Genomic DNA, 24,967 nt, shown 5'->3' with positions numbered 1-24,967 from the left:
AACCTATATTCTTTTGAAAGTTGACGAGACTTTATCGGCGTTGCGCTTTAGGTGTCAACGTTGGAAGGTTTTTAGGTTTACGGAGGTGACGAGGAAATGTGCTAGCCTTTACGAGATTAGGGTGTTGAAGAAGTAGGCAAGGAGAGCGGCTATGCGTTTGAGCGACTATCAGCGCCAAATGATCGTCCAGTCAGTAAAAAACTGCTTTGGTGCCCAGGCGCGTGTAAAGCTGTTCGGTTCCCGTACCGATGATGGTCGCCGTGGTGGTGATATCGACCTGCTCATCACTACCGACATGCAAGACGTTAACGATATTGTACGAGCCGAAATGCGCTGCCAGGTACAGTTGCAGCAAGCGCTTGGCGAACAAAAAATCGATATGTTGATCGATTATCCAGGTCGAGGTAATTATCCCGCTATCTTCCGCATCGCCGAACAATCCGGTATTGCGTTATGACTCAAGACATTGTGCAACAGCGTTTACTTGATGCCTGACGCGAGTGTCAGCGTCATCGGCATTTCATTGACTATGCGTTGTCGTCTTTGCAAACGTCGCTACCCATTACCGGCGAGCGCCTCACCCGACTAAGTGATGCGGAGATCCAGAGTCTGGATCAATTCGTACTTCGGTTTGGTAAATTGCAGGACGCTATCGGTGTGCGATTGCTCCCTTCTGTGCTGCTGTATTTACAAGAGCCATATGAGGATCGCCCCATGCTGGATAAGCTACACCGTCTGGAAAAGCTGGGCTACATCGAAGACAGTGAGCAATGGCAAGCACTTAGAATACTGCGAAATCGCTTCGCCCATGAATATCCGGATGATCCCGATAAAAATGCGGCGATCTTGACGCTGGCGATTGACTCAGTAGCGAGTCTGACGTCTATTCTGGAACGGATTGACCAAAAGCTTGCGCTTTCTTCTATTTCATAATTTGTCCTACTGGCCCTGTTCTCGTGGCTAAGCGCCTAGCTGATCAGCGCTACCCTGCTTTATACTCGGCGCCCCTTGCCAATCGCGGGAGCGCAGATGTCAGTCTCTGAGTCCGGTACGCACAATGCCGATGCCGTCAGCCCAAACGTCGAGAGAGATCCGGCGACGGGGCATCCGCGTCCGCCCCGGCGGGAATTCAAGGCGCGGGGCAGCTTTGTCAGACGCTGTGAGGGCTGCAACCTGCCCGAGCTCAATTGCCTCTGCCCCTACCAGGTCAAGGCCGAAAGCCATGCTCAGGTGTGGCTGCTGACCCATCCCCTGGAGCACTATAAGCCAACCAATACGGGGCGCCTGATCGGGGATGTGCTTTCGCAAACCAAGGTGTTTACCTGGTACCGCACCGCGCCCGATGAGCAACTATTGGCGCTGCTGGACGACCCGCGCTACGCGCCCTTTGTGATATTTCCCGATGATCAGCCCGACTACGCCGACCGTGTGGTGTCGTTGGCGGCGGTGAGTGACGCAAGGCAAAGCGGCAGGATTCCAGTGTATATTCTGCTGGATGGCACCTGGCGCCAGGCACGGCGAATCTTCCGTAAAAGCCCCTACCTTGATGAGCTGCCGGTGCTGCCGCTGCGCACCGAGCGGGAGACCCGCTACCGGCTGCGCAAGCCTGCCTCCAGGGCGCATCTTTGCACCGCTGAAGTGGCCATTGAGCTGCTGCGCCAGGGCGGAGATACCTCTGCTGCGGCAGTGCTGGATGATTACTTTGAGGTGTTCAACGACAGCTACGCGGCGAGCCGGTCGTATCACAAGATCGACCCGCCGACAGCGGCAATGCAGCGCTTAGCAGCCTGTCGGACTTAACACTGATCTACTGCGAATCCATGCTTCTCGCGACGATCGGTCAAGCCCGACAGGCTGCTAGCCGCCAAACAGCGTACCGGCGATTCTGAAACCGGCTACCCAGGTACCCACCGCTGAACCGAGCGTGGCGAGAATAAAGACCAGTAGCGTGCGTGACACGCGGTTTTTCCACCAGCCTTTCAGGTTCACCACATCGTTGCGCAGGGTGGCAAAGTCGCGCACCTTGGGCTTGCGCATGTAAAGCTCTACCCCGGCGGCCACAAACCCGGCGCCAATCGTCGGGTTAAGCGAGGTCAGCGGCGCGGCAAAGAAGGTGGCGATCACGGTGACCGGGTGCGCCATGGCGATAATCGTGGCACCGCCAGAAAGAATACCGTTGATCAAAAACCACTCAAGCACTAACTGCAAGCCCAAGTCGGTATTGCGCGAAAAACCAATCGCAAAGCCGACCAGTACCAGGGCGGTAATCAGCCAGGGAACCAGTTTCCAAATTTTAGACGGCGGCGGCGTGGCTTCCAGGGTGGCGATTTCCTCGCCAGGATTGGCAGGCAGCGGCGCTTCAAGATGCTCGGCGGTGCCCTTCAAATGACCGGCGCCCAGCACCACCAGCACGTTGCGGTAACCCCCTGAAGGCGTTTCTTCAGCAAGGCGCAGCGCCATATAGCGGTCGCGCTCGCGGATCAGCGGGTTATAAAGCGCTTCCGACTGGGCGGCGAATTCGCGGAACGTGGCTTCCAGCATATCGCCTTCCTTGAGCTTCTCGATATCTTCTTTCGAGACGTCTTCCCGGGAGAGCACGCTGCCGATCAAGCCGGTAAACAGCGAGAAGCGCTGCCACCAGGGGACATTGCGGTAAATGCGCCTGAGCGTGATACCGACGTCACGGTCGACCAGCAGCAGCGGTAGCTGTTTGGCCTTGCAGGCCTCGACCGCGGCTCGCATTTCAGCCCCAGGCTGAATGCCCGACTGGTCGGCAATACGTTGTTGAAACGCGCCCAGGGCAAGGCTGGCAGCGACCATGCCGGCCTTGCCTTGCTTGAATACCTGGAACAGGTCCTGCTCTCCCATGGCATCAGGGTTCGCCATGCTGTGGTGTCGGGCATCGCACAGCTCAATGGCAACGGCGTCAAAGCGGCCGGTGTCAATCAACTGGCGCACGTCGTTGGCGCTTTCTTCCGAGACGTGCGCGGTGCCTAGCAGCGTGTAGCGGGTATCGCCCACCGTAATAACCTTGATCGGGCCGCTGGTCGCGGGCAGTGCGTCGCTATCGGACGCTGTCAGTGTCACATCTTCCTGGGTCATGAAAACGTCTCGATTCAACAAATAAATAGGCCGCGCCGGTCGGGTCAACGCCGCCAGAAGGCGGGCGTAAACAGTACCAGCACGGTGAAAATTTCCAAACGGCCCAGCAGCATGGCAAACACCAGAATCCATTTCGCGATACCGGGCATATCGCCATAGTGACTGCTGGCTTCGCCAAGCGCCGGTCCCAGGTTGTTCAGGGCAGAGCCTACGGTTGACCAGGCGGTGACCTGATCCACCCCTGTGGCCATGACGCCTACCAGCATCAAGAAAAACAGCAGCACATAGACCGAGAAAAAGCCCCACACCGCCTGGGCGATACTGTCGGGCACGCTGACTTTACCGACTTTAACGGCAATGACGGCGTTGGGATGGATCAGGCGCATGACCTCGCGCATGCCCTGCTTCATGATCAGAATAATGCGGATGACCTTCATCCCGCCGGCGGTGGAGCCGGAACAGCCCCCCACAAAGGCCGCCACAAACAGCAGGAATGGCAGGGCGCCCGGCCAGCCCGAGAAATCTGCCACGGCAAACCCCGCGGTGGTGGCAACGGAGACAACCTCAAACAGCGCATGGCGCAGCACGTCGATATCGCTGTAGGTGTTACTCAGCCATAGGGTGGTCACGGTAATGGTGGTCAGCCCGGCAAGAAACAGCATCAGAAAGCGGGCTTCCGGATCCTGAAAGTAGTGCGTCAGGCGTTTTTCACGCCAGGCGATAAAGTGCAGGCTGAAACTGAACGCCGAAATCAGCATAAAGCCCACGCAGATCATCTCGATCGCGGCGCTGTCAAAATAGCCGATACTGGCGTCGTGGGTGGAAAAGCCGCCAATGGCCACCGTCGAAAAGCTGTGCCCCAGGGCGTCGAACCAGTTCATGCCCGCCGCCATATAGGCCAGCATACAGGCCACCGTCAACGTGGCGTAGATATACCAAAGCGCCTTGGCGGTCTCGGTGATGCGCGGGGTCAGCTTGGAGTCTTTCAAAGGCCCCGGGATTTCCGTGCGGTAAAGCGCCATGCCGCCAACGCCGAGTGTGGGCAGAATCGCCACGGCCAAAACCACGATCCCCATGCCGCCCAGCCATTGGAGCTGCTGGCGGTAGTAGAGAATCGATTCGGGCAGAAAGTCGATCCCCGTTATGACCGTCGCGCCCGTGGTGGTCAGCCCTGAAAAAGACTCGAAGACCGCATCGGTCAAACCGAGCGCCTCATCGCCAAACAGCATCAAGGGCAGCGAGCCGAACAGGGCCAGCACGGTCCAGAACATGGCGGCGATAATAAAGCCATCGCGTACGCGCAGCTCTTTTTGTGCGCGACGGTTGGGTAAGTAGAAGCACAGCCCCGTCGCCACGGTAATGGCCATGGCCATCATAAAGGCGTCCCACACGCCGTCGCGGAACCATGCGGAGATCAGCATGGGGGGGAGCATGGTGAGGCTGAAGAGCATCAACAGCAGCCCCAGAATGCGCAGAATAACCCTCAGGCTCATGGCTGTTCTAGGCTCCCCTGGTCAATAAGTTGCGCGCCGAGTTCAAGCATCAGAAGAACGTCAGCCCTACCTGGAACAAGCGCTCCACGTCACGGATGCGCCGCTTGTCGATAACGAACAGGATCACGTGGTCACCGCTTTCGATGACGATGTGGTCGTGGGCGATCATGACCTCCTTGCCGCGCACGATCGCGCCGATGGTGGTGCCCTCGGGCAGGTCGATCTCGCGAATGGTGCGCCCGACCACCCTGGACGACTGCTTGTCGCCATGGGCGATGGCCTCGATGGCCTCGGCGGCGCCCCGGCGCAGCGAGTGGACGTTGACGATATCGCCACGCCGCACGTGGGTCAGCAGGCTGCCGATGGTTGCCTGCTGGGGGGATATGGCAATATCGATCTCGCCGCCCTGAACCAGGTCCACATAGGCGGCATTGTTGATCAGTGTCAGCACCTTTTTGGCGCCCATCCGCTTGGCCAGCAGCGACGACATGATATTGACCTCGTCGTCGTTGGTCAGCGCGCAGAAGATATCGCAGTCCTCGATGTTCTCTTCTTCCAGCAGCCGCTTGCTGGTCGCGCTGCCGTGGAGCACCACGGTGCGGTCGAGCCGCTCGGAGAGCGTGGTGCAACGTTCCAGGCTGTGCTCGATGATCTTGACCTGGTGGCTGTGCTCCAGATGCTCGGCCAGGCGCTCGCCGATGTTGCCGCCCCCGGCGATCACCACACGGCGGAAATCCCGTTCGACCCGGCGCAGTTCGCTCATTACCGCGCGGATATCGCGGCGGGCCGCCAGGAAGAAGACTTCGTCGTCGGCTTCGATGACCGTATCGCCGCGGGGGATGATCGGCCGATTGCGGCGGTAGATCGCCGCCACCCGGGTGTCCACATTGGGCATATGGCGGCGCAGAAAGGCCAGGTCCTGGCCCACCAGCGGGCCGCCGTAGAAGGCTTTTACCGCCACCAGCTGGACGAGCCCGCCGGCGAATTCCAACACCTGCAATGCGCCGGGATGCTCGATCAGACGGCGCACGTGGTCGGTGACCACCTGCTCGGGGCTGATCAGAACGTCGATGGGAATCGCTTCATGGGCGAACAGCCCCTTGCGGGTCAGGTAGGCCGTCGCCCGCACCCGGGCGATCTTGGTCGGGGTGCGGAACAGGGTATGCGCCACCTGGCAGGCGATCATGTTGATCTCGTCGCTGCTGGTGACGGCAATCAGCATGTCGGCGTCTTCACAGCCTGCCTGACGCAGCACAATGGGGTAGGAACCCGCGCCGGTCACCGTGCGGATATCGAGCTTGGTATGCAGCTCGCGCAGCTTTTTGGCATCGGTATCGATGACGGTGATGTCGTTTTCCTCACGGGCAAGGTGCTCCGCGAGGGTGCCGCCGACCTGGCCGGCGCCGAGAATGATGATTTTCATTGCTGAGCATCGGTTCCGTTGAGAGCGCAAGCGAAACCTCGTGAACTGCGTGAGGCGGCCTATCGTGCGCTGCAATAAAGACGGCGGCCAGTGTAAACCAGCCGCCGTCGAAAAGCAGGTGGGGATTATTCCAGGGTAAAGCCAACCTTGACCGTGACCTGCCAGTGTGCGACCTGACCGTCCTCGATGTGGCCGCGGGTGTCGGTCACTTCCAGCCAGCGCATATGCTTGATGGTTTCAGACGCCTTGGCGAGTGCGTTCTGCACGGCGTCTTCAATTCCTTTTTCGGAAGAACCGGTTAGCTCGATGTGCTTATAGGTGTGATGACTCATGGTCTCTCCATCCGTGTCATGAATTCACTGCCTGTCATGACGAAAAAAGTGTCAGGCAGCCTGCTTCTCTAGTCTGGCATAAAAAAAGCCATCGTGACCGCCGTCTTCGGGAAACAGTTGGCGGCCGGGGCCACTTGGCATGCCCCAGGCAACGTCACCCGGCGTGGTGACCTGTGCGTCGGGTGTGCGGGCCAAGAAGGCCTCCACTTGATCGACATTCTCTTCAGGCAGCACCGAACAGGTGGCGTAAAGCAGCGTGCCGCCCGGTCGTAATAGCGGCCAGAGATTATCCAGCAGTTGGCGCTGCAATGCGGCCAGCTTGCGGATATCGTCGGGGCGGCGCAGCTTCTTGATATCCGGATGACGGCGAATGACGCCCGTGCCGGAGCAGGGGGCGTCAAGCAGGATGGCATCAAAAGGCGTGCCGCTCCACCAGTCGCGCTGGGTGGCGTCGGCGTGCTGTAGCTCGGCCGTCAGCCCCAGGCGGTGGAGTGCGTCGTCAACCCTCGCCAGGCGCATATTGTCGCTGTCCACGGCGGTCAGGGAGATATCAAACTGTTCCAGCAGGTGAGCGGTTTTCCCGCCAGGAGCACAGCATGCGTCCAGCACACGAGCCCCAGGGCGCGGGGCAAGGGCAGGCCCGAGCAGCGCAGCGCTGAGTTGGGCGGCTTCATCCTGAACGCTGACGAGACCTTTCTCAAAGCCAGGCAAGGTGGTGACGTCGCAGGGCTGGTCGAGGGTAATACCGTCGGGAGCGTGGACACATAACTGGCCGCTCAAGCCGGTGCTATCCAGCAGGGACAGGTAGGTTTCGCGGTCTTGGTGGCGCTGATTGACCCGCAGCGTCATTGGCCCAGGCTGGTTGTTGGCGTTGGCAATGGCCTGCCACTGTTCAGGCCATGCTTGACGGAACGCCTTTAGCAGCCAGGCGGGATGCTCGAGCGCGACGTTGGCATCGCGGTCGACGATTGCCTGAAGTTCGTCGGATTCCCGCTGCAAGCGACGCAGGCAGCCGTTCAGAACCCGCGTGGCCCAGGTTTTGCCGAGTAGACGCGCCGCGCCCGCGGTCTCGCCAACCGCCGCATGAGCGGGAATACGCATATAGAGGAGTTGGTAGATGCCCACCAGCAGCAGCGCCTGGATATCGCTGTCACGCTTCTTGAACGGCTGCTTGAGCAACTGGTCGGCCAGCGCTTCCAGGCGAGGCAGTCGGCGGCAGGTACCGTAGCACAGTTCTTTGAGCAGGCTGCGGTCCCGCGCAATCACACTGTGCTCATCCAGCGTGGCCAGCGACCCCTGGTCGGTCAGCACCGGTACCAGCCCGCGTGCCGCGGCAGCGCGCACTTCCTGGCCGCTGCCTGCCTTGGGCGAACGTGGCTGATTCATGAGGAGGCTCCTGAGTGGGTATTTTGCCCCAGGCGCGTGCCCGGGATGAGGCGTGTCTGGCGGGCGTTGAGCAGCTCGCGGGCTGGCAGCGCCTTGCCCCCGGGAAGTTGGGCGCGGCTGACGCAAAGCACCTGGCGGCCTTCGGCGCCACAGGCGATTCGCAAGTGATCCTCGCCGTGTTCGAGCAGCATGCCGGGTGCCGTCGGCGGCTGTTCGCCAGGCTCGACACTTGCCTTCAGCAGGCGCAGGCGGTCGTCACCCAGGGCGCACCAGGCAACAGGCCAGGGGTTGAAGGCGTGAATGGTGCGTACCAGCTGCTCGGCAGGCTGGCTGAAATCCAGCTCGGCCTCGGCCTTGGTGAGCTTGGCGGCGTAGGTGACGCCGTCTGCTGGTTGTGGCGACGCTGTGATGCGTCCCGTCTCCAGCTCGTCCAGCACCTGAACCAGCGCATTGGCCCCTTGAAGGGCCAGCCGGTCGTGCAGGTCGCCGCCGGTGGTCTGGTCGGTGATCGGCGTACGCACCTCAAACAGCATGTCGCCGGTATCCAGGCCAGCATCCATTTGCATGATGGTCACGCCGGAAACGCTGTCACCGGCTTCAATGGCGCGCTGGATCGGCGCGGCACCGCGCCAGCGGGGTAGTAGCGAGGCGTGAACGTTGAGGCACCCCAGACGCGGGATGTCCAGCACGGCCTGAGGCAACAGTAGCCCGTAGGCCACCACTACCATGACGTCGGCATCGAGCGCGTCAAGCGTCGCCTGGGCATCGGCCGTTTTCAGGCTTTCAGGCTGATAAACCGGCAGTTCATGCTCGAGCGCCAGGCGCTTGACAGGGCTTGGGGTGAGCTTGCGCCCGCGCCCGGCGGGACGGTCGGGCTGGGTATAGGCGGCGACCACCTGATGCTGGCTTTCCAGCAGGGCGGCCAGACTTGAAGCAGCGAATTCCGGGGTACCCGCAAAAACAACGCGCAATGATGACATGGACACAGGGACCTGGCGGCAAAGGTAGACGTAACGGTAATCTTGAACAGGGCGACGCGGTCAGGCGCCCTGCATCTGCTTGTGGCGCTTTTCCATTTTCTTGCGAATCCGGTCACGCTTGAGGGACGACAGATAGTCGACAAACAGCACACCCTCCAGGTGGTCGTACTCGTGCTGAATACAGTGCGCCAGCAGACCGTCGGCTTCAAGCGTGTAGGGCTCGCCGTTGCGGTCCAGCGCTTTCAACTCCACCTTCAGATAGCGTGGCACTTCAGCGTAGTGCTCCGGGATCGACAGGCAGCCTTCGGACAGCGGCTCTTTCTCGTCGCCAATGGGCGTATAGCTGGGGTTGATAAGTACCAGCGGCTGGGAGTTGTCGTCGCTGACATCCATCACCACCACCCGGCGGTGAACGTCCACCTGGGTTGCGGCCAGGCCGATCCCTTGGGCGTCGTACATGGTTTCCAGCATGTCATCGACGAGCTTGCGCACTTCATCGTCGACGCTTTGAACTGCTTTGGCCTTGGTGCGCAGGCGCTCGTCGGGGAATTCGAGAATGGCGAGTTTGGCCATGGCGTTGCTACCACCGTTGTGCTGAACTGAGTAATCGCTTGAGCAGTGCGTCAATGGGGTCGCATGCCCAAGTGCTTTATTTATGACCTGAGTACTTTATGATCGACCACTATATCATGCTGTCAATGTTCCGGGCATGCCTGCCCGGTGGTGCAGCGCGAATCACCCGCGTAATCGCAGGTAAAAAAACAGGGGGCAGGATGGGGGCTGGACAACGCAGGCGATATGGCGCGGGCGCTTGGTTCATCGGCGCACTGACGATATTGATGTCACTGGATGCGGGCGCCTGGGAGCGCCTTCGCGACTCGGCACCCGAGCGCTACACGGTGGCAGAGGGCGACACCCTCTGGGACATTGCGGGCCGGTTCTTGCATGCGCCCTGGCAGTGGCCTGAGCTTTGGCAAACCAATACTGCCATTCGCAATCCACACCTTATTTACCCCGGCGATGTACTCACCTTAAGCGATTGCCAGGGCGATCCCTGCCTGTCCCTTTCACGGGAGCAGCGGGTAGTGACACTCTCGCCCAAGATGCGCACCGTCCCTCGCCGCGAAGCGATACCCCCCATCGACGCGAGTATTATCCGGCCGTTCCTGCGTGATCATCGTATCAAGGAGGGGGACCCCGCCGCCGACGCCATGGCTTATGTCGTGGCCGGTCACCAGGGACGCTTGATCAGCGGGGCGGGGGATTCGCTGTATGTGCGCGGGCAGGTGCCAAGGCAAGCGGACGTGGGTATTTATCGGCCCGCCGACACCTATACGGCTAACGATGGCACGGTCCTGGGTACCGAACTGATCAAGATCGGCGAGGCCCGCTACCTGCGCGCCGAAGAGGATATCGCCCAGTTGAAGGTGCTGAGTGCCGCCCAGGAAATACGCAACAACGACCTTGTCCTGCCGCTGGAAACCTCGCGACTGGATGACGACATGGTGCCCCGCGCACCGCGCAATGCGCTGTCGGGGACACTGATCGGCGTGCCGGGCGGGGTGCGCTTTATCGGTCGCCTGCAGGTGGTAACGATCGATTTGGGCACGCTGGATGGCGTGCAAGCCGGGCATGTCTTCCAGATTGCCCAGCAGGGTGAGGCGGTCAGTGACCCGCGTAACCAGGCGTCGATCACGCTACCCAGTGAAGCCGCTGGCACCTTGATGGTCTTCAGCCCCTATGATCGCGTGAGCTATGCGCTGGTGATGGAGGCTTCCCGAGTGGTGGAGGTGGGCGATCTTGTAAGGACACCGCCGCGCTAGATGAGTTGGGTCAATCGTCGATAGATTGAATAAGGAGAGGTAATGGATACCAGGGAGTGGTTGGTGGTCAATGCACTGCCGGGGGTGGGGCCTCAGCGAATCGCTGAGCTTGTGGCGCAACAACCCCAGTGGCCACAGGGGTGGCTGGCGGGGTTGCCCAGCAAGGCAGCCAGTGCGCTGCGGTTGTGGTGTGAGCACCCTACAAAGAGCCCCTTGCAGCGTGAGGTCGAGGCGAGCCTGAACTGGCAGTGCAGTGCGCCAGCACGCACGCTTTTGCACCGCGACCACCCGGCATGGCCAAGGCTGCTCAATCAACTACCTGATCCGCCAGCCGTGCTCTGGGCGCAGGGCGACCTGGGCGCCCTTGAGCGACCGACGCTTGCCATGGTGGGCACGCGTCGGCCGACATCGGAAGGCACGCATAATGCGCAAACCTTCGCCCGGGAATTGGCCAGGCGAGGCTGGAGTATTGTCAGCGGAATGGCGTTAGGGATTGACGGGGTGGCCCAGCAAGCCGCCCTGGACGCGGGCGGCAGCAGCGTGGCGGTATTGGGCTGCGGGATTGACGTGATTTATCCCGCCCGCCATCGTGCGCTTTATCAACAGCTCAGCGATTCGCCGGGAGGACTGGTACTGGCTGAACACCCGCCGGGCACCACCGCACACCCTGCCTTCTTCCCGCGCCGGAACCGAATCGTGACCGGTTTATCGCTGGGTACGCTGGTGGTGGAAGCAGCCGAGAAAAGCGGCTCACTGGTCAGCGCCCGCCTGGCCATGGAGCAGGGCCGCGATGTGTTTGCCCTGCCCAGTTCGTTGCACAATCAGCAGGCACGTGGCTGCCTTCAGCTGCTGCGCCAGGGGGCGGCCATGGCCTGCGAACCCGAGGATATCGTCAACGAGCTGCAGCATTGGGCGAGCGAGTTTTTGCCCACTTCAGGGGAAGATATCGCTACCCATCGGTCGGCAACTGACACCGCAGCCGAACCGCTGCCCGATGCGCTGCTCGGCTTGCTGAGCGCTTCGCCCACGCCGATTGACGCCCTGGTGCAACAAAGTGGCTGCTCGGTGAGTGACTGCCAGCAGCGCCTGCTGATGCTGGAAATCGAGGGCTGGGTCGCATCCCGGGCGGGTGGTTGGGTGCGGTTACCCCGGCCATGATAAGATAATGTTTCCTTTACCATAACGGGTGGAGACTTCATGACGACAGCGGCTGAACTGGATAAAGCCGTTCGCGCATTGCGCAACGGCGGGGTTATTGCCTGCCCAACGGAAGCGGTGTGGGGATTAAGCTGTGATCCCGACAACGACGAAGCGCTGGCGCAGTTAATGCGCTTAAAGGCCCGCGATCCCGCCAAGGGCGTGATTCTGGTGGCGGCCTCGATTGGCCAGTTTCAGCCGTGGCTCACACAGTTGCCGTTGGCCCTGCATGCGCCGTTGATTGCCAGTTGGCCGGGGCCGAATACCTGGCTGGTGCCGGATAACGGCCGCAGTCACGGTCTGGTCCGGGGGGCGCACAGTAAAGTGGCGCTGCGGGTTACTGACCACCCGCTGATGCAGGCGCTTTGTGAAGCCTTTGGTGGCCCGCTGGTATCGACCTCTGCCAACGTGGCCGGCGACCCCCCGGCGACCAGTGCGGATGACGTCAGGGCGGTGTTTGGCGACCAGTTGGCGGCCATCATCGATGGCGAGCTGGGCGGTAACGAACGGCCCAGCAAGATTCGCGATCTCGTCAGTGGCAGCGTGATACGCAGTTAACCGATCATCAGGAGACGACGTGGCGCACGAACATCTGGATACCGTCAAGAACTACCTGCTGGACCTGCAGGAACGCCTTTGCGAGGGGCTGGCAAGCGCTGACGGACAGGCAAGCTTCAGGCAGGACGAATGGGACCGTGAAGAAGGCGGCGGTGGCCGCTCACGGGTGATCGAAAATGGCGGCGTGTTTGAAAAAGGCGGTGTCAATTTCTCCCATGTGTTCGGCACCCAGTTGCCACCCTCCGCCACGGCCGCACGGCCGGAGCTTGCCGGTCGCAGTTTTCACGCGGTCGGGGTTTCCTGGGTGCTGCATCCGGAAAACCCCCATGTGCCCACCAGCCACGGCAACGTACGGTTCTTTATCGCCGAAAAAGAGGGCGAGCCGCCAGTCTGGTGGTTTGGTGGCGGCTATGACCTAACGCCGTTCTACCCGGTGTTCGACGATGTGGTGCACTGGCACAAGGTGGCCAGCGCGGCCTGCGCGCCCTTTGGCGACGACGTTTACGCGCGTTACAAGGCCTGGTGCGACGAGTACTTCTATCTCAAGCACCGTGAGGAAACCCGGGGCGTGGGCGGCTTGTTCTTCGATGATCTCAACGACGGCAGTTTTGAAGACTGCTTTGCTTTTCAACGCGCCGTCGGCGACAGCTTTCTGGAGGCCTACCTGCCGATTGTCGAGCGACGCCGTGGCGATGCCTGGAACGATAGGCAGCGTCAATTCCAGCTTTATCGCCGCGGCCGCTATGTCGAGTTCAACCTGGTATGGGATAGAGGGACGCTGTTCGGCCTGCAAAGCGGGGGGCGTACCGAGTCCATTCTGATGTCGATGCCGCCCCTGGCCCGCTGGGAATATGCGTTCACCCCGGAGAACGATAGCCCTGAGGCGCAGCTCAATGCGTATCTTGTGCCCCGCGACTGGCTCGACGAAGCCGCCGCAACGCGTGGCGAGGAGGTTCTATGACCGATCGTTACGCCGTCTTCGGCAATCCCGTTGGCCATTCCAAATCGCCCATGATTCACGCCGACTTTGCCGGTCAAACCGGGCAGGACATCGACTACACCGCCATAGAACCGCCAATAGGCGAGCTGGCGGCAGCGTGGCAGGCGTTTTGCGCCGAGGGTGGGCGAGGTGCCAATGTGACCGTGCCGTTCAAGGCGGATGCTTTCGCGCTGTGCGATACGCTGAGCCACCGTGCCCGACGGGCGGGGGCGGTGAATACGCTGATTCTGGGCGGTAATGGCCGCACCTACGGGGATACCACCGATGGCGTTGGCCTGGTCCGTGATCTGGCTTATCATCGCGTTGCGCTGGCTGGAAAGCGTGTCTTGATAGTCGGTGCGGGCGGCGCCGTGCGCGGTATTCTGGAGCCCCTGCTGGGCGAGCAGCCCAGCGAAGTGGTCGTGGTCAATCGCACGGCGGAAAAAGCCCGGCAGTTGGCCGAGGATTTTGCCGACTTGGGGACGATCAAGGGCGGCGGTTTCGACAGCCTGGACGGTAAATTCGACGTGGTCATCAATGGCACCAGTGCCAGCCTCTCGGGCGACCTGCCGCCGTTGCCCGATGACCTCTTTGCCAACGGCGCCTGGGCCTACGACATGATGTACGGTGTCGAGCCGACGGTGTTTTTAACGTGGGCCGGGCCCCGCGGCGCGAAGCTGTTGGATGGGCTGGGCATGCTGGTCGAGCAGGCGGCAGAATCGTTTTACCTCTGGCGCAACCAGCACCCTGATACAGCGCCGGTACGGGCGCGGCTGCGTCAGTCGCTGAACTATGGCAGCTGAACTATGGTAGCTGAACGACGGTTAGCGGGATTAATGGCTAGCTGAGCTTGGACTAGCTGTATGCTAGCTGAATATGGCTAAGTAACGACTTTTCGCGTTCACCCGAGTGAGTAACCCCGATGAGCCGCCGCTGCCGAAAGGCAGCGGCGGCTGTTTGTTACGGGCGTGGGCAGTTGGGTGTGCGGCCGTTATTGCGCGCCTGTTCAAAGGTGGCCATGGCATCGCTCATGTTCGCTTGCAGCCCTTCAATCCGCTGCCCTTGGCTGGGGTGGGTCGACATCCAGGCCGGCGGTGCGCCGCCGCCCGATGCCTGCTGCATGTTTTGCCAAAGGGCGACGCTCTCGCGGGGATCAAACCCGGCCCGGGCCATCAACTCCAGACCAATGGTATCCGCTTCGCTTTCGTGGCGCCGCGAGAAGGGCAGCATGATGCCGTATTGCGCCCCCATGCCGAGAACGCCCATCAGCTGCTCACCACCTGGGCCTTGAAGGCCGGAAGCGCTGGAAATGACGGAAAGCCCCAGCTGGGTGGCGCTTTGGGTCGAGGCCCGCTCATTGGAGTGCTTGGCGAGCACGTGGCCGATTTCGTGGGCGACCACCGACGCCACCTGGTCCTGGTTGGTGGCGATATCCAGCATGCCGGTATGCAAGCCCATATAGCCGCCGGGCAGGGCAAAGGCGTTGGGCTCTTCAGCCTCGAAGACACGGATTTGCCAGTCCAGCTGCTGCTGGTCCTGCGGGAGTTCCGCGACAATGGCATCGGCAATGCACTGAGCGTAGCGCTGGCTCGCCTGACCGGCGCTGGGCAATTCCTGCTGATACTGGTTGAAGGCCTGGCTACCCATGTTGTTGAGTTCCTCGTCGGATAACAACAACAGCTGTGAGCGCCCGGTAGGCGATGTCGAACAGGCCGCAACAGCAAGACACAGAGCCGTAATGGCGAGAGGGCGTAACCAGCGCATGGCGTATTTCCTTTTGTGAAAGTGAATTCCTTGCCCCAAGATAACGGCTGTACAGGGTAAATCAATCCTCATGCGAATAATTCACCAAGAGAGTCGTTATGGATGCCGAATTAAGCCAGCGTTTAACCCGCTTACTCGATCGACTGGATCATTGGTTACCACCCGCGGCTGAACCGGTTAACTGGCAGACGGAAGTCGCCGCACTGTGGCAGCGTCACCCGCTGGGCGGGCGTCTGGTGGCGGTGCCGCCAAGGGACGCGTTAACGCTGGACGACCTGCTGGGCATTGAGCGGCAAAAGCAGGCGCTGGTGGATAATACCCGGGCGTTTCTACAAGGCTTGCCCGCCAACCACGCGCTACTGTGGGGCGCGCGAGGCAGCGGCAAGTCGTCGGTGGTACGCGCGCTGCTTAACGCACTGGCAGGTGAGGGGCTACGCCTGGTTCAGATTGACCGCCATGAACTCGCCAGCTTGCCGGTACTGGTCGAACAGCTGCGTCATCAGCCACAACGCTTCGTCGTGTACTGTGACGACCTCTCTTTCGAGGGCAACGACGATGCCTACAAGGCGCTCAAGAGCGTACTCGATGGGGCGCTCACCGGCCCGCCGGAAAACGTATTGCTGTATGCCACCTCGAACCGTCGTCATTTGCTGCCCGAATCGATGGACGACAACAGCGGCTCGCAGCTGGTCGGTGAGGAATTGCACCATGGCGATGCGGTGGAGGAGAAAATCTCGCTGTCGGACCGCTTTGGGCTATGGCTCAGCTTTCATCCCTTTAATCAGGCAACCTACCTGGACGTGTGCGCTCATTGGGTCGCGCGGGTGAGCAGCGGAAACGTCAGCTGGGATGATGAGGCGCGTGCTGAAGCGCTGCGCTTTGCGACCCTGCGAGGCGGTCGCAGCGGCCGCACTGCCTGGCAGTTTGCGGCCCACTGGGTAGGCCGCAAGGGATTGCACGACAAGGCTTAGACGTTTAACGGCGGCTTTTGCGTGCCTCTTTGGTACGGTTGAGCTCGCGCTTTTTGGCTTTTTCCTTGTCGCTGGCGCCTGCCATGTGATCGAAGGGATTGTTGCCGGAGCGAAACTCGAAGCGCATGGGCGTGCCGCGCACTTTCAACACCTTGCGGAAGGTGTTCGTCAGGTAGCGGCGGTAGGCGTCCGGCAGTGCCTCGGTCTGATTGCCATGCACGACGATGATCGGTGGATTGCTGCCGCCCTGGTGGGCCATGCGCAGCTTGATGCGTCGCCCATGTATCATCGGCGGCGGGTGCTGGCTGACGGCATCCTGAAGCAGTGTGGTCAGGCGATTGGTGGACCAGTGGGCGTTGGCGGCATTGAAGGCTCGCTCGATCGACGGATAGAGATCGCCTACCGCCGTGCCGTGCAGCGCCGAGATAAAGTGCATCTCGGCATAGTCGGCAAAGCCCAGGCGGCGCTTGATCTCGTTACGCATTTTGTCCTTGGCTTCGCTTTCCAGTCCGTCCCATTTATTGACGGCCAGCACCAGGGCACGGCCGGAGGTAAGCACGTAATCGAGCAGGTGCAGGTCCTGCTCGACCAGCCCACTGCGCGCATCCAGCACCATCACCGCCACATGGCATTCCTTAATGGCATCCAGGGTCTTGATGATGGAAAACTTTTCGGCCACTTCACTGACGTTCTTGCGTCGCCGGACCCCGGCGGTATCAACCAGCACATAAGGCTTGCCGCGGCGCTCGAAAGGAATCTCGATGGCGTCACGCGTGGTACCGGCTTCATCGAAGACAACCACACGCTCTTCGCCCAGCAGGCGGTTGACCAGCGTCGATTTGCCCACATTGGGCCGCCCGATCACGCCGATACGAATGCCCTTGGTGCCGGTGTCGGCGGGTATGTCGGCATCGCGTTCGGGGAAGGGCTCGAGCACCGTATCCATCAGGGTCGAGACGTTGCGACCGTGAGCCGCCGCAATCGGCCATGGGTCACCCAGGCCAAGCGACCAGAAATCGCCCATGGCCGAGTGTTCTTCCAACCCATCGGTCTTGTTGACCACCAGCCAGGTTTTCTTCTGGTTGACCCGCAGGTGGTTGGCAATGGCCTCGTCGGCCATGTTCAAACCGGCCCGCGCATCAACCATGAACAGCACGATATCCGCTTCGTCGATGGCGGCCAGCGATTGCTCCGCCATGGCCGCATCGATGCCTTGTTCGTCGCCGCTGATGCCGCCGGTGTCGATCACCGTATAGGCTTTATTGCCCAGCATGCCGTTGCCATACTTGCGATCACGGGTCAGGCCAGGAAAGTCGGCGACCAGCGCATCCCGCGAGCGGGTAAGGCGGTTAAACAGCGTCGACTTGCCCACGTTAGGGCGGCCAACTAGCGCAATCACAGGTGTCATGGAGAGACTTCCAGCGTTTCAAAATGTCCGTCATTGGCCAGCACGTGAATCACGTCGCCTTCAGTGACCGCCGGGACGCTAATGCCCGAGCTGTCGACTTCGGTGCGACCCACCAGCTCACCTTCGCGGGCGTCGATCAGGTGCACATAGCCTTCAAAGTCACCCACCACCACACGCCCGTCAGCGAAGGCGGGGGCCGTCAGCCAGCGATCTTCCAGGGCGTCGTTGCGCCACACTTCCTGGCCATTGGTGCTGTCAATGGCGACCACGTGGCTGTCGTCGGTGACCACAAACAGCAGGTCACCCACCAGTAGGGGCGTGTGGCGGCTGGAGAGCTCGCGTTCCCATATAACATTGCCGCGAGTTGCCTCCAGTGCCACCAGCTGGCCGTTATAACTGGTCACGAACAGGCGGCCTTCCCGGCTGAGCACTGGCTGACCGGCAAGATCGACAAGGCGTTCGACTTCGCTGCGACCTTGCGGCGTGGCGATTTGCATATCCCACAATGGCTGGCCGTTGCGGTTGTCGATGGTCGTCAACCGGCCGTTGGCCAGGCCGACAAAGCTGACTGGCTCGATAACCATCGGCGTGCCGGTGCCGCGCAGTGTCAGTGACGGCAGTGAGCTGGAAAAGACCCAGCGTTCGTCACCGCTTGCGCGGTCAAGGGCGGTCACCTGGCCGTCGATGCTTTGCACGACCAGCAATTCCGGGTTGGCCTGGGGGGCTGCCAGCACTTCGCTGGAGACCCGCGAGCGCCAGTTAACGCTGCCGTCGCTTTGGTCCAGGGAAATGACTTCGCCGTTGCGCGTGCCCAGATAGACCTGTCCGGCAATCGCGGTCAAGGCACTGGAAATCGGCGTGTCCAGGTCGACTTCCCAGCGTTCTTCGCCGTCGTCGGCGCTAAACGACATCACCACGCCTTGCGCGTCGGCGGCGAAGACGTTATCGCCTTCGCGCGCTGGTGCAATGGGGTAACGCGCTCGACCCAGGCCGTCGCCTACGTCCTCTTGCCAAAGCGTCTCAAGGGTTGAGGTTGCTTCGAAACTTTTAAGCTCTTTGGGCGTGTAGGCGGGTTCGCTTTTGCTCGCACAGCCAGCCAGGAGGGCCAGTGCAGCGGCGCCCAGGGCCACACGCATGACGGGGGTTGAAAAGGTGCGTTTCGAAAATGTAGATCTTGAAAACATTGATGTTGAAAACAGGGGGGTCATTGAGCTGTCTCCTCAGCGCCGAGATCGTCAAGCTTGAACTGCACGCCGTATAGCGGCTGGCCTTGTTGCTGTGCCAGCTCGAGAGCATCCTGCCAGGCGTTGCGAGCCTGATCGTTCTGGCCAAGTGCCATGTAAGCGTCGCCTCGCACGTTGGCTTGTTGGGCTGCCAGGGGGTCGGTGATCGGTTCATCGAGTAATTCGAGCGCGCGTTCGGGGTCCTCGTTGGCAATGGCGAGACGCGCTAACCGCAGCCAGGCAAGGCTTTGCACATAGCGCCGCGATGAGGATTCCGCCACCTGGGTAAGCGACTCAACGGCGCTGTCCAGGTCATCCTGCTGGACAGCCAGGCGGGCATCAAGCAGCAAGGCCAATTCAGCGTACAGGGTGTCGTCATGCTCACTGACGATCTCGTCGACCATCTCACGGGCTTCACTGAGCTGGTCGCCTTCGAGTTCGTTGCCAGCGGCGAGGCTAACCAACTGCTGATAGCGTACTGAGGCCGCCTCGGCTTTGTCGGCTTGATAATCCTGCCAGGCGTTCCAGCCGAATACGCCGGCTGCCGCCAGTGCAGCGCCAGCGATCAGTGACGTGCCGTTTTCTTTCCACCAGCGCTTGATCACATCCAGCTGTTCGTCTTCGCTTCTATCCGCCACGGGCGGTCTCCTATTCAGCAATAACCGCCGCTTACGGCAACGGTCATGATGGGTTGAGAGGCAGGCGATGCCTGCCACCCGTTTATGGTGTGTTGGGCAGCTGCTCGCTGAGCGTGTGGGCCAGCATTGCCTGGGGAACGCGTTGCTGTGCCTGGTCGTCGCGCAGGGCCTTGAGCGTGACGGTGTGCTCGGCTATTTCGTCTTCGCCAAGCAGCAGGGCATACGCGGCACCGCTTTTATCGGCTTTTTTCATGCGGCTCTTGAAACTGCCGCCGCCGCAATGCAGTTGCAGGCGAAGCCAGGGCAGTTCACTGCGAAGCTGCTCGGCCAGGGTGATCGCGGCGACCGTCGCGGTATCGTCCATCGCCAGCAAATACACGTCGCTACCCGCTTCGTCGGGTATTAAATCAAGGGTCTCGAGCAGCAGAATCAGGCGCTCAACACCCATGGCAAAACCAACGCCTGGAGTGGGTTTGCCGCCCAACTGCTCGACGAGGCCGTCGTAGCGGCCGCCAGCGCATACGGTGCCCTGGCTGCCCAGCGCTGTCGTGGTCCACTCAAAGACGGTGCGCGAGTAGTAGTCGAGACCGCGAACCAGCCGTGGGTTGATGACATAGGCAATACCCGCCGCGTCGAGCATGGCTTTTAGCTGCTCAAAGTGGGCCTGCGAGGGCTCGTCGAGGTTATCCAGCAAGCGTGGTGCGCCGTCGAGCATCTCCGCCATGGCAGGGTTCTTGGAGTCGAGAATGCGCAGCGGATTGCTGTTCAGCCGCCGCTTGGCGTCCTCGTCGAGGACGTCGCGGTGCTGCTCGAAATAGGCGACCAGCTTGTCGCGGTAAGCCGCGCGGGCTTCGCTTGAGCCCAGCGAGTTAAGCTCGAGGGTGACATGCTCCATCAGCCCCAGCTCTTTCCACAGCCGAGCAGAGAGCAGAATCACCTCGGCATCAATGTCCGGGCCTTCAAAACCGTAAGCCTCGATACCGACCTGGTGAAACTGGCGGTAGCGGCCCTTCTGGGGCCGCTCATGGCGGAACATCGGCCCCTGGTACCACAACCGCTGGGTCTGGTTGTACAGAAGCCCGTTTTCCATGGCCGCGCGTACGCAGCTGGCGGTACCTTCGGGACGCAGGGTAAGGCTGTCTCCGTTTCGGTCTTCGAAGGTATACATCTCCTTTTCGACAATGTCGGTGACTTCGCCGATGGAGCGTGCAAACAGCGCCGTCTGCTCGACGATCGGCGTGCGGATTTCCGCAAAACCATAACGCTGCATCAACTGGCGGACTATTCCTTCAAAAAATTGCCAGCGAGGGCTCTCGCTGGGCAATAGATCGTTCATGCCTCGAATGGCTTGAATTTTTTTTGCTACAGACTTGCTCAAGGCAAACTCCCTGGGTCGGCTATCCCGCGTCGTACTTAAACGCTGCGGGCGATCGTGTTGTCTTCCTGCTGCTGTTTTTCACGTACTTTGTCGCGGATCAGCCGCTCCAAGTCATCGACAAGGTGGTCGTTGCGCAATTTGCTGGACGGCTTGCCGTCGATATACACCAGATTGGCGGGGCTGCCGCCGGTCAGGCCAATGTCGGTTTCCTTGGCTTCGCCAGGCCCGTTGACGACACAGCCAATGACCGACACGTCAAGCGGTGTCATGACGTCTTCCAGCCGTTCTTCAAGCTGGTTCATGGTGCTGATGACATCGAAATTCTGCCGCGAGCAGCTTGGGCAGGCAATAAAGTTGATGCCTTTGGAGCGCAGCTTGAGGCTCTTCAGCATGTCGTAGCCGACCTTGATTTCCTCCACCGGGTCAGCCGCGAGCGAGACGCGAATCGTATCGCCAATGCCATCCATCAGCAGCATGCCAAGGCCGATGGAGGATTTGACCGTGCCGGAGCGTAGTCCGCCGGCTTCAGTAATACCCAGGTGGAGTGGCTGCTCAATGCGTGTGGCCAGGTCGCGGTAGGCGGCCACGGCCATGAAGACATCCGAGGCCTTGACGCTGACCTTGAAGTCGGGGAAATCCAGGCGATCCAGGTAGTCGATATGGCGCATCGCCGATTCGACCAGGGCTGCCGGTGTCGGTTCGCCGTATTTCTTCTGCAGGTCTTTCTCGAGAGACCCCGCGTTCACACCGATACGCAGGGGAATGCCGTGCTCGCGAGCCGCGCTGACTACCGCGCGGACGCGGTCTTCCCGACCAATGTTGCCAGGGTTGATGCGCAGGCAGTCAACGCCCAGCTCGGCCACGCGCAGGGCGATTTTATAGTCAAAGTGGATGTCGGCGACCAGCGGCACGTTGGCCTGGCGCTTGATTTTGCCAAAGGCCTCGGCAGCGTCCATGTCGGGTACTGACACGCGAACGATATCAGCCCCGGCTTTCTCTAACTGGGCTATTTGCGCAACGGTTGCCTCGACGTCCAGTGTGTCCGTGTTGGTCATGCTCTGAACGGCGATGGGCGCATCGCCGCCAACGGCAACGTTCCCCACATGGATTTGGCGCGAAGCCCGGCGCTTGATGGGCGAATGAGCGTGCATAAGTCGGTTACTCTCCCAGAGTGAAGCGAGCCACGTTGTTGGCGCCTGCGCGCGAGGTCAAGTCGACGTCTTCGCCTTGATAGCGCATTTCAACGCCAGTGACGTTGCCCACTGTGAGCCGGAACGGTGGCTGACCTTCGACACTGGCAGACGTGCCAGGTTCTTGAAGTCCTACCAGCACGCGCTGGTTGTCAGCATCGATAATTTCGGTCCATGACTGTTCGTTGAAGGTCAGCGTCAGAAGGTTAGGGTTGGCGTCGTTGTTGCCGTCATCGTTGCTGCTGTCATCATCCTCGCTATCCGTGGTTGCCAGATTGCTGGCCTGAGTCGCCTCATCGCCATCGGTCAGCGACGCAGGGTCAGGCTCGGTTGAGGAGGTATCGTTACTGGTTTCGCTGGTATCGTCCGCGGTGTTTTCAGCGGCAAGGTTGCTCTGTGCTGTGCTGGTGTCATCTTCAGCGACCAGGTCGTCAAATGTCGGTGCTTCTTCTTCGGGGTCGCTGGACGAAACAGCCGGTTCAGTCTGCGTGGGCTCGCTGGATAAATCCCCTGCCTGATCCTGCTCTGCGGGTGCGTCCATTGATGACGATGAATCCAGGTCGGGGAGTTCGCTACCCCCGCGGCTCTGCCACCACATGACGGTAACGGCAATCAACGCCACGATGACCAACAACGTGACCAGCTTGAATAACCAGGCGCCCAGGCGTGAGGGCGGCTTGGTGACGGCTACCGGCGTGACTTTGCGTTCAACATCGGCTTCGCCAAAGCGTGCCCGGTAAGCTTCGAGTATCTGTCGCTCATCGAGGTCGAGATACTTGGCATAGGCGCGCAGATAGCCGCGGCGATAGGTCACCACCGGGATTTCGCTGTAATCATCGCGCTCGAGACCATCCACGACGGCAGGGCGCAGGTTCAGCGCCCGAGCGGCATCGTTCAGGTTGATGTCGAGTTGTTTACGTCGGCGGGCCAGCAGCTCGCCGGGGGAGTCATTAACGTCTGGGGTATCGCTCGATTGTGACAGTGTCTCGCTCATGGCTGAGCATCCTTCATTAAATAATCGGTGATCAGGGCGTCCATCGCTCAATTGGCTCTCAGCTGACGTTGATAGTCGGCCACAGCGGCGCGATCGCCTCGGGCTTCGGCAATATCAATGGCCAGCGTCAACGCCTCCTGGCTCGGCCCGGCAAGCTGCAGGTGCTTTTGCAACGGAGACCATGCCTCGGCGTAATTGCCCTGTGAATATTCGAGTTCAGCTAACATTAAATAGCCGCGTGGGTTGCGCGGATCGATTTGTTGCGCGCGTTTAAATCGCTCGCGCGCTAATTCGGTCTTGCCCAGGGCCATATAGCATTGCCCTAAATTGGCAAAAAGTTGGGTGCGATTATCGTACTGGGCATCCCGGGAAGCGATTTCCAGTTGGTTGCAGGCGGCTTCCACTTGCCCCTCTTGGTAAAGAAACGCGGCGTAATTGTTACGCGCACGGGTAAAATCAGGCGCCGTCTCTATCGCCCGCTGGAAGTGCTGATCAGCCAGGTTGCTTTCCCCTTGGCGCTGGTAGACCAGCGCGATGGCCTGCAACGCTTCTGCGTTGTCGGGGGCAATCTCAAGCGCTCGATCCAGGGCATTGAGGGCCCTTGGCAGGTTGTCGCGCTCCAGGTAGGCAACGCCCAGCTGAGTATAGGCGGAGGCGGCCTCGGGTGTTGACGGCGAGGAGGGTACATTGGAGGAAGAGGCACAGCCGGCTAGCCACATGCTGCCGACCAGCGCGGCGAGCAAGGGCACCCGAGATGGGTGGTAAAGCCTGCGGTGACACATCATGTAGATCCTCGCAAGGTAACAGTAAAAAGAGGGATCGCTAAATTAAACCGTGTCCATCAAAGCGCTGTGTTAACCGGAAGTCAAGAAGACGTCTCATTAGTCAGCATCCAGTTGAATCGATTGGATATAGCGGGCACTGCGTTTGGTGCGATCTTTCACCCGACCGACAAGCTGTCCGCAGGCGGCATCAATATCGTCGCCGCGCGTCGAGCGAATGGGAGCAGTGTAGCCCAAGTCGTGCAGCCACTGCTGGAAACGCATCGTCTGGTTCCGTGATGGTGTTTCATACCCGGAGTGGGGGAACGGGTTGAACGGAATCAAGTTGATTTTACAGGGTAGCTCGTCAAGCAGCGCTGCTAACTGCTCGGCGTGCTCTTGCTGATCATTGACGTCTTTGATCAGGGTATATTCGATGGTCACCAGCCGGTTTTCGGGGCATTTGGCCAAATAGCGGTGACAGGCATCCATCAATGACCGGATATTGTACTTGCGATTCAGCGGCACGAGTTCGTTGCGCAGCTCATCGTTGGCGGCGTGAAGCGACACCGCCAGGCTGACGTCGAGCTCATCGCCGAGTTTGTCGAGCATGGGGACCACGCCCGAGGTGGAGAGCGTTACCCGACGCTTGGACAGGCCATAACCGTCATCGTCGAGCATTAGTTTCATGGCCGACACAACGTTGTCGTAGTTGAGTAGCGGCTCGCCCATGCCCATCATGACCACATTGGTCACCGGCCGATTTGCGGTGTCCCGGCGTGGCCCGACGCTACGCTGGGCGACCCAGACCTGGCCGATGATTTCAGCGGCGGTGAGGTTACGCTGAAAGCCTTGCTTGCCGGTGGAACAGAAGCTGCAGTCCAGCGAGCAGCCCACCTGCGACGAGACGCACAGTGTGCGGCGCTTGCCGTTTTCGGCGGGGATCAGCACGGTCTCGACGTAGCTGCCGTCCTCCACTTCCAGCACCCACTTGCGCGTACCATCGCTCGAGGTACCCTCGTAGATCACCCCCGGCCCGCGGATCTCCGCCACTTGGGCGAGCTTTTCCCGCAGCGGTTTTGACAGGTTGGTCATCGCCGAGAAGTCGTCACACCCTTCGATGTGAATCCACTTCATCACCTGGGCGGCACGGAATTTCTTTTCGCCGATAGAGACAAAAAAGGCCGCCATTTGCTCACGCGACATGCCCAACAGGTTTTGACGCTCGGGCGTCGCTTGCACGCTGGGCGTTCGTTGGGGGGCAGAGCTAGGCGTATGTTGGGCTACGGTGGTGGTCATGGCGGTCAGCGTATAGGGAAATGGCGGGGGCGAAAGGCCCCCGCGTAAATGGCCGGCAACAGACGTTG

The 24,967-nt window shown here is 60.7% G+C and carries 25 protein-coding genes; 9 read left to right on the top strand and 16 right to left on the bottom strand.

Annotated elements, in window-relative coordinates; genetic code table 11:
* Positions 1-151: 151 nt before the first annotated feature.
* The 3 genes from ADS46_RS16720 to ADS46_RS16710 all read left to right on the top strand — a co-directional run bounded on the left by ADS46_RS16720 (position 152) and on the right by ADS46_RS16710 (position 1,800).
* Positions 152-457 (top strand): DNA polymerase III subunit beta, encoded by a 306-nt coding sequence (locus ADS46_RS16720; protein WP_066321915.1) that lies wholly within the window; start codon positions 152-154, stop codon positions 455-457.
* Between the two features lie 257 nt (positions 458-714).
* A complete protein-coding gene (locus tag ADS46_RS18910; protein WP_199825259.1) occupies positions 715-933 on the top strand; it encodes a hypothetical protein in 219 nt (72 codons plus the stop codon).
* A 96-nt stretch (positions 934-1,029) separates the two neighbouring features.
* Positions 1,030-1,800 (top strand): tRNA-uridine aminocarboxypropyltransferase, encoded by a 771-nt coding sequence (locus ADS46_RS16710; RefSeq protein WP_066321913.1) that lies wholly within the window; start codon positions 1,030-1,032, stop codon positions 1,798-1,800.
* Positions 1,801-1,857: 57 nt separating this feature from the next.
* On the opposite strand, the gene ADS46_RS16705 is transcribed toward ADS46_RS16710, so the two are convergent.
* The 7 genes from ADS46_RS16705 to def all read right to left on the bottom strand — a co-directional run bounded on the left by ADS46_RS16705 (position 1,858) and on the right by def (position 9,289).
* The gene (locus ADS46_RS16705; protein WP_066321912.1) at positions 1,858-3,102 is read right to left on the bottom strand and encodes a TraB/GumN family protein; all 1,245 of its coding nucleotides are present in this window, start codon (positions 3,100-3,102) and stop codon (positions 1,858-1,860) included.
* A gap of 44 nt (positions 3,103-3,146) precedes the next feature.
* Complete coding sequence (locus ADS46_RS16700) at positions 3,147-4,595, bottom strand: TrkH family potassium uptake protein (RefSeq protein ID WP_066321909.1); 1,449 nt, start codon at positions 4,593-4,595, stop codon at positions 3,147-3,149.
* Positions 4,596-4,644: 49 nt separating this feature from the next.
* Entirely contained in the window at positions 4,645-6,018 is a 1,374-nt protein-coding gene (trkA, locus tag ADS46_RS16695) for a Trk system potassium transporter TrkA (RefSeq protein WP_066321907.1), read from the bottom strand.
* Positions 6,019-6,143: 125 nt separating this feature from the next.
* Positions 6,144-6,350, bottom strand: a complete 207-nt coding sequence (locus tag ADS46_RS16690) for a dodecin (protein ID WP_066321905.1) — start codon at positions 6,348-6,350, stop codon at positions 6,144-6,146.
* Positions 6,351-6,401: 51 nt separating this feature from the next.
* On the bottom strand, positions 6,402-7,736 hold the full coding sequence (gene rsmB / locus ADS46_RS16685; RefSeq protein ID WP_066321904.1) for a 16S rRNA (cytosine(967)-C(5))-methyltransferase RsmB: 1,335 nt from the start codon (positions 7,734-7,736) through the stop codon (positions 6,402-6,404).
* Entirely contained in the window at positions 7,733-8,716 is a 984-nt protein-coding gene (gene fmt / locus ADS46_RS16680; RefSeq protein WP_066321903.1) for a methionyl-tRNA formyltransferase, read from the bottom strand. Before fmt ends, rsmB begins: the two co-directional genes overlap by 4 nt.
* 60 nt (positions 8,717-8,776) lie before the next feature.
* Positions 8,777-9,289 (bottom strand): peptide deformylase, encoded by a 513-nt coding sequence (def, locus tag ADS46_RS16675; RefSeq protein ID WP_066321902.1) that lies wholly within the window; start codon positions 9,287-9,289, stop codon positions 8,777-8,779.
* Between the two features lie 200 nt (positions 9,290-9,489).
* On the opposite strand from def, the gene ADS46_RS16670 reads away from it, so the two are divergent.
* The 5 genes from ADS46_RS16670 to aroE are packed head-to-tail and all read left to right on the top strand — an operon-like array spanning position 9,490 to position 14,076.
* Positions 9,490-10,539: a LysM peptidoglycan-binding domain-containing protein gene (locus ADS46_RS16670; RefSeq protein ID WP_066321901.1), complete on the top strand. Its 1,050-nt coding sequence runs from the start codon at positions 9,490-9,492 to the stop codon at positions 10,537-10,539.
* Between the two features lie 42 nt (positions 10,540-10,581).
* Positions 10,582-11,697, top strand: coding sequence for a DNA-processing protein DprA (dprA, locus tag ADS46_RS16665; protein ID WP_066321900.1), 1,116 nt, complete (start codon positions 10,582-10,584; stop codon positions 11,695-11,697).
* Positions 11,698-11,736: 39 nt separating this feature from the next.
* A complete protein-coding gene (locus tag ADS46_RS16660; protein WP_066321898.1) occupies positions 11,737-12,294 on the top strand; it encodes an L-threonylcarbamoyladenylate synthase in 558 nt (185 codons plus the stop codon).
* 19 nt (positions 12,295-12,313) lie between these two features.
* Positions 12,314-13,255 (top strand): oxygen-dependent coproporphyrinogen oxidase, encoded by a 942-nt coding sequence (gene hemF / locus ADS46_RS16655; RefSeq protein WP_066321896.1) that lies wholly within the window; start codon positions 12,314-12,316, stop codon positions 13,253-13,255.
* The gene (gene aroE / locus ADS46_RS16650) at positions 13,252-14,076 is read left to right on the top strand and encodes a shikimate dehydrogenase (protein WP_066321891.1); all 825 of its coding nucleotides are present in this window, start codon (positions 13,252-13,254) and stop codon (positions 14,074-14,076) included. Before hemF ends, aroE begins: the two co-directional genes overlap by 4 nt.
* Before the next feature lie 157 nt (positions 14,077-14,233).
* On the opposite strand, the gene ADS46_RS16645 is transcribed toward aroE, so the two are convergent.
* Positions 14,234-15,037 (bottom strand): M48 family metallopeptidase, encoded by an 804-nt coding sequence (locus tag ADS46_RS16645; RefSeq protein ID WP_066321890.1) that lies wholly within the window; start codon positions 15,035-15,037, stop codon positions 14,234-14,236.
* A gap of 98 nt (positions 15,038-15,135) precedes the next feature.
* Between ADS46_RS16645 and ADS46_RS16640 the strand changes: the two genes are divergently transcribed.
* Positions 15,136-16,008, top strand: coding sequence for an ATP-binding protein (locus tag ADS46_RS16640; RefSeq protein ID WP_066321889.1), 873 nt, complete (start codon positions 15,136-15,138; stop codon positions 16,006-16,008).
* A 4-nt stretch (positions 16,009-16,012) separates the two neighbouring features.
* Here ADS46_RS16640 and der read toward each other — a convergent pair whose 3' ends face one another.
* From der to rlmN, 8 genes are all read right to left on the bottom strand, one after another.
* Positions 16,013-17,416, bottom strand: coding sequence for a ribosome biogenesis GTPase Der (der, locus tag ADS46_RS16635; protein WP_066321888.1), 1,404 nt, complete (start codon positions 17,414-17,416; stop codon positions 16,013-16,015).
* A complete protein-coding gene (bamB, locus tag ADS46_RS16630; RefSeq protein WP_234346873.1) occupies positions 17,413-18,552 on the bottom strand; it encodes an outer membrane protein assembly factor BamB in 1,140 nt (379 codons plus the stop codon). Before bamB ends, der begins: the two co-directional genes overlap by 4 nt.
* 68 nt (positions 18,553-18,620) lie before the next feature.
* A complete protein-coding gene (locus ADS46_RS16625) occupies positions 18,621-19,277 on the bottom strand; it encodes a YfgM family protein (protein WP_066321887.1) in 657 nt (218 codons plus the stop codon).
* Positions 19,278-19,359: 82 nt separating this feature from the next.
* A complete protein-coding gene (hisS, locus tag ADS46_RS16620) occupies positions 19,360-20,655 on the bottom strand; it encodes a histidine--tRNA ligase (RefSeq protein WP_066321886.1) in 1,296 nt (431 codons plus the stop codon).
* A 35-nt stretch (positions 20,656-20,690) separates the two neighbouring features.
* On the bottom strand, positions 20,691-21,806 hold the full coding sequence (ispG, locus tag ADS46_RS16615) for a flavodoxin-dependent (E)-4-hydroxy-3-methylbut-2-enyl-diphosphate synthase (protein ID WP_066321885.1): 1,116 nt from the start codon (positions 21,804-21,806) through the stop codon (positions 20,691-20,693).
* Between the two features lie 7 nt (positions 21,807-21,813).
* A complete protein-coding gene (locus tag ADS46_RS16610) occupies positions 21,814-22,839 on the bottom strand; it encodes a RodZ domain-containing protein (protein ID WP_066321884.1) in 1,026 nt (341 codons plus the stop codon).
* Positions 22,840-22,886: 47 nt separating this feature from the next.
* Positions 22,887-23,624, bottom strand: a complete 738-nt coding sequence (gene pilW, locus ADS46_RS16605) for a type IV pilus biogenesis/stability protein PilW (protein WP_066321883.1) — start codon at positions 23,622-23,624, stop codon at positions 22,887-22,889.
* A gap of 96 nt (positions 23,625-23,720) precedes the next feature.
* Positions 23,721-24,899: a 23S rRNA (adenine(2503)-C(2))-methyltransferase RlmN gene (gene rlmN / locus ADS46_RS16600; protein WP_066321882.1), complete on the bottom strand. Its 1,179-nt coding sequence runs from the start codon at positions 24,897-24,899 to the stop codon at positions 23,721-23,723.
* Between the last annotated feature and the right edge of the window lie 68 nt (positions 24,900-24,967).

Origin of the sequence: Halomonas sp. G11 (genome assembly GCF_001663515.1) — a bacterium.
Taxonomy (GTDB): Bacteria; Pseudomonadota; Gammaproteobacteria; order Pseudomonadales; family Halomonadaceae; genus Vreelandella.
This window is presented reverse-complemented; position numbering and strand designations above follow the sequence as displayed.

What these genes read in the sequence shown, in the direction of transcription:
- bamB (WP_234346873.1), bottom strand. Translation starts at nt 18,552, where the DNA reads ATGCGTGTGGCCCTGGGCGCCGCTGCACTGGCCCTCCTGGCTGGCTGT.
- ADS46_RS16700 (WP_066321909.1), bottom strand. Translation starts at nt 4,595, where the DNA reads ATGAGCCTGAGGGTTATTCTGCGCATTCTGGGGCTGCTGTTGATGCTC.
- ADS46_RS16660 (WP_066321898.1), top strand. Translation starts at nt 11,737, where the DNA reads ATGACGACAGCGGCTGAACTGGATAAAGCCGTTCGCGCATTGCGCAAC.
- ispG (WP_066321885.1), bottom strand. Translation starts at nt 21,806, where the DNA reads ATGCACGCTCATTCGCCCATCAAGCGCCGGGCTTCGCGCCAAATCCAT.
- ADS46_RS16720 (WP_066321915.1), top strand. Translation starts at nt 152, where the DNA reads ATGCGTTTGAGCGACTATCAGCGCCAAATGATCGTCCAGTCAGTAAAA.
- ADS46_RS16610 (WP_066321884.1), bottom strand. Translation starts at nt 22,839, where the DNA reads ATGAGCGAGACACTGTCACAATCGAGCGATACCCCAGACGTTAATGAC.
- ADS46_RS16670 (WP_066321901.1), top strand. Translation starts at nt 9,490, where the DNA reads ATGGGGGCTGGACAACGCAGGCGATATGGCGCGGGCGCTTGGTTCATC.
- fmt (WP_066321903.1), bottom strand. Translation starts at nt 8,716, where the DNA reads ATGTCATCATTGCGCGTTGTTTTTGCGGGTACCCCGGAATTCGCTGCT.
- def (WP_066321902.1), bottom strand. Translation starts at nt 9,289, where the DNA reads ATGGCCAAACTCGCCATTCTCGAATTCCCCGACGAGCGCCTGCGCACC.
- ADS46_RS16710 (WP_066321913.1), top strand. Translation starts at nt 1,030, where the DNA reads ATGTCAGTCTCTGAGTCCGGTACGCACAATGCCGATGCCGTCAGCCCA.
- ADS46_RS18910 (WP_199825259.1), top strand. Translation starts at nt 715, where the DNA reads ATGCTGGATAAGCTACACCGTCTGGAAAAGCTGGGCTACATCGAAGAC.
- ADS46_RS16645 (WP_066321890.1), bottom strand. Translation starts at nt 15,037, where the DNA reads ATGCGCTGGTTACGCCCTCTCGCCATTACGGCTCTGTGTCTTGCTGTT.
- pilW (WP_066321883.1), bottom strand. Translation starts at nt 23,624, where the DNA reads ATGATGTGTCACCGCAGGCTTTACCACCCATCTCGGGTGCCCTTGCTC.
- aroE (WP_066321891.1), top strand. Translation starts at nt 13,252, where the DNA reads ATGACCGATCGTTACGCCGTCTTCGGCAATCCCGTTGGCCATTCCAAA.
- rsmB (WP_066321904.1), bottom strand. Translation starts at nt 7,736, where the DNA reads ATGAATCAGCCACGTTCGCCCAAGGCAGGCAGCGGCCAGGAAGTGCGC.
- der (WP_066321888.1), bottom strand. Translation starts at nt 17,416, where the DNA reads ATGACACCTGTGATTGCGCTAGTTGGCCGCCCTAACGTGGGCAAGTCG.
- ADS46_RS16690 (WP_066321905.1), bottom strand. Translation starts at nt 6,350, where the DNA reads ATGAGTCATCACACCTATAAGCACATCGAGCTAACCGGTTCTTCCGAA.
- rlmN (WP_066321882.1), bottom strand. Translation starts at nt 24,899, where the DNA reads ATGACCACCACCGTAGCCCAACATACGCCTAGCTCTGCCCCCCAACGA.
- trkA (WP_066321907.1), bottom strand. Translation starts at nt 6,018, where the DNA reads ATGAAAATCATCATTCTCGGCGCCGGCCAGGTCGGCGGCACCCTCGCG.
- ADS46_RS16705 (WP_066321912.1), bottom strand. Translation starts at nt 3,102, where the DNA reads ATGACCCAGGAAGATGTGACACTGACAGCGTCCGATAGCGACGCACTG.
- ADS46_RS16640 (WP_066321889.1), top strand. Translation starts at nt 15,136, where the DNA reads ATGGATGCCGAATTAAGCCAGCGTTTAACCCGCTTACTCGATCGACTG.
- dprA (WP_066321900.1), top strand. Translation starts at nt 10,582, where the DNA reads ATGGATACCAGGGAGTGGTTGGTGGTCAATGCACTGCCGGGGGTGGGG.